The sequence below is a fragment of the Candidatus Cryosericum hinesii genome, from assembly GCF_003570985.1.
GTDB classification, from domain to species: Bacteria; Caldisericota; Caldisericia; order Cryosericales; family Cryosericaceae; genus Cryosericum; species Cryosericum hinesii.
On sequence record NZ_QXIW01000014.1, the window covers coordinates 4,386 to 9,685 of the forward strand.

The 5,300-nt window shown below is 62.7% G+C and carries 4 protein-coding genes and 1 pseudogene; 1 reads left to right on the forward strand and 4 read right to left on the reverse strand.

Features of this window, described 5'->3' with window-relative positions:
• The first annotated feature begins 71 nt into the window (after positions 1 to 71).
• The gene (locus tag SMC3_RS02390; protein WP_119088270.1) at positions 72 to 806 is read left to right on the forward strand and encodes a hypothetical protein; all 735 of its coding nucleotides are present in this window, start codon (positions 72 to 74) and stop codon (positions 804 to 806) included.
• On the opposite strand, the gene SMC3_RS02395 is transcribed toward SMC3_RS02390, so the two are convergent.
• From SMC3_RS02395 to SMC3_RS09545, 4 genes and pseudogenes are all read right to left on the reverse strand, one after another.
• The gene (locus SMC3_RS02395; protein ID WP_119088269.1) at positions 803 to 2,089 is read right to left on the reverse strand and encodes an MFS transporter; all 1,287 of its coding nucleotides are present in this window, start codon (positions 2,087 to 2,089) and stop codon (positions 803 to 805) included. The genes SMC3_RS02390 and SMC3_RS02395 overlap by 4 nt on opposite strands.
• 15 nt (positions 2,090 to 2,104) lie before the next feature.
• Entirely contained in the window at positions 2,105 to 2,959 is an 855-nt protein-coding gene (locus SMC3_RS02400) for a DMT family transporter (RefSeq protein ID WP_119088268.1), read from the reverse strand.
• Positions 2,959 to 4,857, reverse strand: coding sequence for an MFS transporter (locus SMC3_RS02405; protein ID WP_119089778.1), 1,899 nt, complete (start codon positions 4,855 to 4,857; stop codon positions 2,959 to 2,961). Before SMC3_RS02405 ends, SMC3_RS02400 begins: the two co-directional genes overlap by 1 nt.
• A gap of 2 nt (positions 4,858 to 4,859) precedes the next feature.
• Positions 4,860 to 5,300 (reverse strand): annotated as a pseudogene (locus tag SMC3_RS09545) (hypothetical protein); the annotation flags it as partial.

Consider the following 5,300-nt stretch of genomic DNA (forward strand, 5'->3'; position numbering starts at 1 on the left):
GCACAATGCAGTGACACGGAGGTTGCAGGGCGTATGAGTAAGTGCACACCTGACCTGGAGAGGACGGTATCATGAGAACCTGCGCGAGATGCGGAATAGTGTTGCTCGTCGTCTTCGTCCTCGTCGTGGGCTGCACCGGCGGCGTGCGTGTACAGGCGGCCGAGACCATTGCTCCTGTGGATGCCCGCGTCCAGACATTGCTGGACCTGCACCTTGTCCTGGGTAATCCTGATGGCGAGCTTCATCTCGATCGTCAGGTGACCAATGGTGAGTTCGTGGTCCTTCTGGAGCGTGTCCTGCAGCATCCACAGCTGACGTTGCAGCGCCTTGCGGCCCCCTCCACAGGCGATGAGGCGAACAGCTGGATACGCGCATACGCGTGGACAAGAGGTGCATGGAGCCGTGTGCTGGAGGTGCGCAAAGGGATCCGGGACGTCTGGTTTGGGCTACGCTACAGGCGGGCAGAGGGCTCTCCGTGGGGCATCGGGCGCGATAACTGGCTGTTCACCTCCTTGCGGGATGCCTACCTCGACGACGGGCTCATCGACCTTTCGTTCCAGCCCATGCAGCTGATGAGTGGAAGTGAGGGCATCAACATGCTCCTGACGGCGGCCGGTTTCGGTGGCGAGGTCGCTGCCATGAAGATCCAGATGAAGGATCCTGTCGGTGACGTGGCCCTGCGTGTCGTCTGCAGGCAGCATGGGTTCGATAATGTCATGGACTACGCCGGCAAACCGCTGACGCGTGAAAATGCCGGCTTGCTGGCCTGGCGACTCCTGGCCGAACGGACCGGCTCAGCCAACTAGTCGGTCTGTGCGGGAATCGTCGCCGGGCAGACAGAGCTGGGGTACTGCATTGTTGGATGGTGACGGAAGGACAGGATGAAGACGGCGAGGTAGATGCCATAGACGGCGGCCGTGAGCATCATAGGCAGAGCGAACCCCGTCTTCTGGATGAGCCAGCCCCCCAGCGCTGTCGAAATGGCCCAGGACCCGGTCCATGCCATCATGAAAATGTTGTGCGCCACGGAACGCTTGTCCGGTGGCACCAGCTCCAGGCAGAACTTGTCCGTGACCGGCGTTGAGCACATCATGAGACCTGCGCGCATCCAGAATGCCAGGGCGGCGATGATGATATTGTGCGTGAACGCCATGATGACCAGGAACACGAGCGAGCCCCCGACGGTGACCCCGATCGTACGCATGAGGCCTGCCCGGCGGACGAGCCATGGAGCCAGCAGGACGCCGACCGTGAGGACGACGTTGCTCATGGCGAACAGGTTGCCGACGGCCACCGTGCTCGCGTGAAAGCGGTCGGCAAAATAGAGGTTGAGATAGGGGATGCTCAGCCCGGCGCCAAACCCGATGATGACGCTGACTACCGCATACCGGACGGCGAAGCGCTTCCACGAGGACGTGACCTCCGGCTCGCTCTGGACGGAATGTGAGGCGTCCACTGTCTGCCCACCATTGCCATGCTGATATTCTCGCAGGTGTATGAAGGCGGCGGCGCTTGCGAGGATGAATATTGCTCCCACAACCAGGGTCAGGCGGAGCCCGGTGACGGGCGATGCTCCGAAATGGGCGAACAGGCGCGGCAGGAGTCCTCCGACGACCGACGCGACGACTGACATGACTGTTCCTGTGGTGAACGCAAGGCTGAAGGCAACCTGCCGGTCCCCGGGGTCGGTACTGCGCATCATCTCCGGATTGTAGGTGGCTCCATACAGCATGGTGCTGGCTGAAATGCCGATCTGCAGGACGACGAGCAGCGCGGGCACCAGGACATTGGCCTGAAGGGCGCCGAACACGGCGATGAGCGCGCACGAGAGGACGAGCGACTTTCTGCTGCCGAGGCGTGTTACCAGGAGTCCTGCCGGAATGGCAAGGGCAAGTGATCCGATTGTCCCGAGGGAGTTCAGACGGCCAAGGAAGGCCTCACCCAGTCCACCCTGCTGAAGATACAGGTTGAAGAAGGTCATGAAAATGCCGTTCCCCAGTCCCAGCAGGGCTGCGCCGGCAAGCAGCAACCGCATGTTGGTGCCAAGGTGGCAGATGGTGGTCCAGTAGCGTCTGAATTCGTGGTGCATCGTTTGTCCGGCCTGCTACGAGATCGCTGACGCCACGAACATGAGGATACCGCCCACGAGGACGGCAGGGCCCATGTGTTCGCCGATGAACAGGACTGCCAGCAGGCTGGCGAAGACGGGTTCCAGCGAGTAGATGACGCTGGCCTGCGCGACCGTCACGTCATGCTGGAAGCGGTTCTGCAGCAGCAGCGTGATGACGGTCGTGAAGATGGCGAGGTATAGCAGAGAGGGCCATGAGACAGGATTCACGACGAGCGTCTGCTTCGTCGTCAGGGCGTAGACGAGAGAACACATGGCGACGGCCAGCAACTGGAAGAACGTGGTGGCGTAGAAGGAATCCCTGTCCGAGAACAGGTGGATCATGAGCACCTGCACGCTGAAGGCCAGGGCGGACAGCAGCGTCAGGAAGTCTCCCATGCCCATACCGCCGACGCGCAGCGTGAACCCGAAGGAGATGATCCAGAGACCGTCCACCGCCAGGATGAGTGCCAGCACGACCTTCCATGAGCGGTTCTCGCGCAGAAAGAGGAACGACAGGATCGGTGCGACGACGACGCACAGGCCCGTGATGAAGGCGCTCTTGCTTGCCGTTGTCATCGTGAGTCCCGTGACCTGCAGCATGAACCCGATGTATTCCGGGATGCCGATGGCAAGCCCTTTCAGCAAGTTGCGCCAGCTGAATGCGATCCTCTGCCGGAAGAGCATGTACACGACCGCTGAGGCGATGGCAAAGCGGATGAGGACCAGGAGCGCGGGCGAGATGCTGCCCAAACTCTTCTTCATGATGGCGAACGTCGTCGACCAGAGGAGGACGGCCAGCAGCAGGAGTAGCTCGGACCTGCGCGTGGACCTCACGGGGTGCAAGGCCATCAGGCGTTCTCGAGGGCTGGTCGACGCAACAGCAGGACACAGGCTGCCCCGATGCTCGTCAGGACGCCCGCCATGATGAAGCTTGCGAGGTAATTGCCAGTCGCATCACGCATGATGCCGCCGACCGCAGGGCCAAACAGGACGCCGAGGTTCAGCATGCTGGCCAGGATGCCATACCCCAGGCCGCTCTCCCTGCCGTGCAGGAGGTAGGGGGCCAGAGCGAAGACGCCCATCGGGGCAAGCGCGAAGGTGAAGCTGACGCCGAGGAACAGGGGCAGGACACTGCCATGGAGAACACCGAGCAGGATCACACATCCGGCGAACATGAGACAGGCCAGCACCGCGCCCCGACCCTGCCAGCGCCTGTGGTCCAGGACGTGGCCCATGAATGTCGACGCGACGACAGGGAAGAGCATGAGGATGCTGGCCATGGTCCCTGCTGTCTGTGGCGACATGCCCCGGCCGACCAGAAGGTCATTGGCAAACGTCAGGAGGACGAGCGCTCCGGCATTCCAGAACAGCCAGACGAGGCCGAGCACCCAGATCTGAGGATTCAGGCGCCGCAGACCTGCGACCAGCGAGACGGGGGTCTCGTCATACGGGGGTTCCAGGTCTCGGTAGAACAGGACGTAAGCGACCGTCACGACGCAGGTGAAAACCAGGCACGCCCAGACCGGCGCCTGCCATCCCCGGGCAGTTGCGAGCCGTGAGAAACCCAGCTGGCTGATCAGGATGCTGATCGGGACCGCCGTATTCATGGTGCCCATGGCCGCGCCGAGGTACCTGGTACCCGCGAAGTTCTGGCTGATGATCTGCGCGCCGAGGATAGACAGTGTTGCAGCACCGATGCCCATGGCGAGGCGTGCCATCAGCAGATTTACGTACGAGGTCGACAGTGCGAACCAGGCCTCGGCAGCGATGAGACAGACGAGTCCCAGCAGGCCGATGGCCCGGCTACCCCAGCGGTCGGCGAGGTAGCCGACCAGCGGCGAGATGACAACGCCGAACAGTGCCAGCGACGACATCAGTGTCCCTGCCTGTCCGGCGGTCATGCTGAGGGTTGTCTTCATGACAGGGATGACGGGAGGGAGGAACTGGAGCGAGAGCCCAAAGGCGACGGTCAGAACGTAGCCGGCGACCAGGTACCACAGTTTTCTGTTCATTGGACTCCTTTTCGGCAATTGTGAATCCCNNCGCACGCCGCCGCCTTCGCGGACGACCTCGGCCAATTCTTCCGGGTCCCGGGCGACACAACCCGACAGTGCGTCGACGCCATAATCGAACATGAGCACCGAGAGGGGAGTCGAAGGGCCGATGAGCATGACCCAGGCGTTGCAGGCGAGTTCCAGCAGGCGTGGCAGGGTCTTGTTGGTGAGTGCAGAGCCGGTGATGGCGACCACGTCCAGATGCGGGAGGAGATATTCTTCGGCCTGTTGAGGCAGATCGCCTTCCTGTGGTCGCTGTTCGAAGACGGTCAGACTGCCAGAGGCGGAACGGATCTCGTCGGTCCACGGGAAGTGTCCGATGAGGCCGACCTTCTTGCTGGCCACTTTCTTGAGCAGCAGGTCGCGCCCGTTGGCCTCCTCCGCGCCCACGAAGCGGGAGGTGAGGTTGCACGCGGCGCAGATGGCTGCCATACCGATCGCCGCCTCTCGCGGGTTCCAGGACACCGAGAGCTCGGCCAGCTCCACGAGCGGTTTGCCCCGCAGGTGGAAGGATGTGCTGTGCCCGTCCGTGGAGTGCGACCGCAGGGACATGGACAGGCCTGTGGCATGTTCCGTCTGCACCAGAGACCAGATCTGCCCGGCGATGACGTCCTGAACGGGCTCCTCGTCACACTGTGCGATCAGGTCGCGGTACAGGGCGTCGTATTCGGGTGGCGATGTGCGGCGTCGCATGGCTAGTTCTCCAGGGACGGCAGATCTTCGAGATCGACCTCGACGTCGCCGGTCTTGCTCTTGAAGTTGAGGTGTTTGCGGTTGAGCCAGGTGAAGCCCTTGTCGTAGGTGATGACAGCCATGTCGATGGGTCCACCCACGCCGGTGATGTCGCCCGGGTCCATGAGCACGCCGTCACTGAAGCGCTGGATAGCGGTTGTGGTCTCGATGGCGAGCTGGCAGAAGTCGATGGCGTCCTGCAGGGTCATGGTGCCCCACTGGATGCTGTATTCCACCCCACGCAGCTGCTGCTGGACGGCAGGCTCGCCGATCTTCGCCGCCGCTTCGCGCACGAGCGGGATACCCTGCAGACGCGGGTCGAACCCCAGGACGATGCGCGTGACGACGTCCGTCTGCCCGATCCAGCCGGCGCCGAATTCCTTGCCCTGCTTGCGGCTGTCGCG

Coding starts and splice junctions, on each gene's coding strand:
- SMC3_RS02395 (WP_119088269.1), bottom strand. CDS start 2,089: ATGCACCACGAATTCAGACGCTACTGGACCACCATCTGCCACCTTGGC.
- SMC3_RS02400 (WP_119088268.1), bottom strand. CDS start 2,959: ATGGCCTTGCACCCCGTGAGGTCCACGCGCAGGTCCGAGCTACTCCTG.
- SMC3_RS02390 (WP_119088270.1), top strand. CDS start 72: ATGAGAACCTGCGCGAGATGCGGAATAGTGTTGCTCGTCGTCTTCGTC.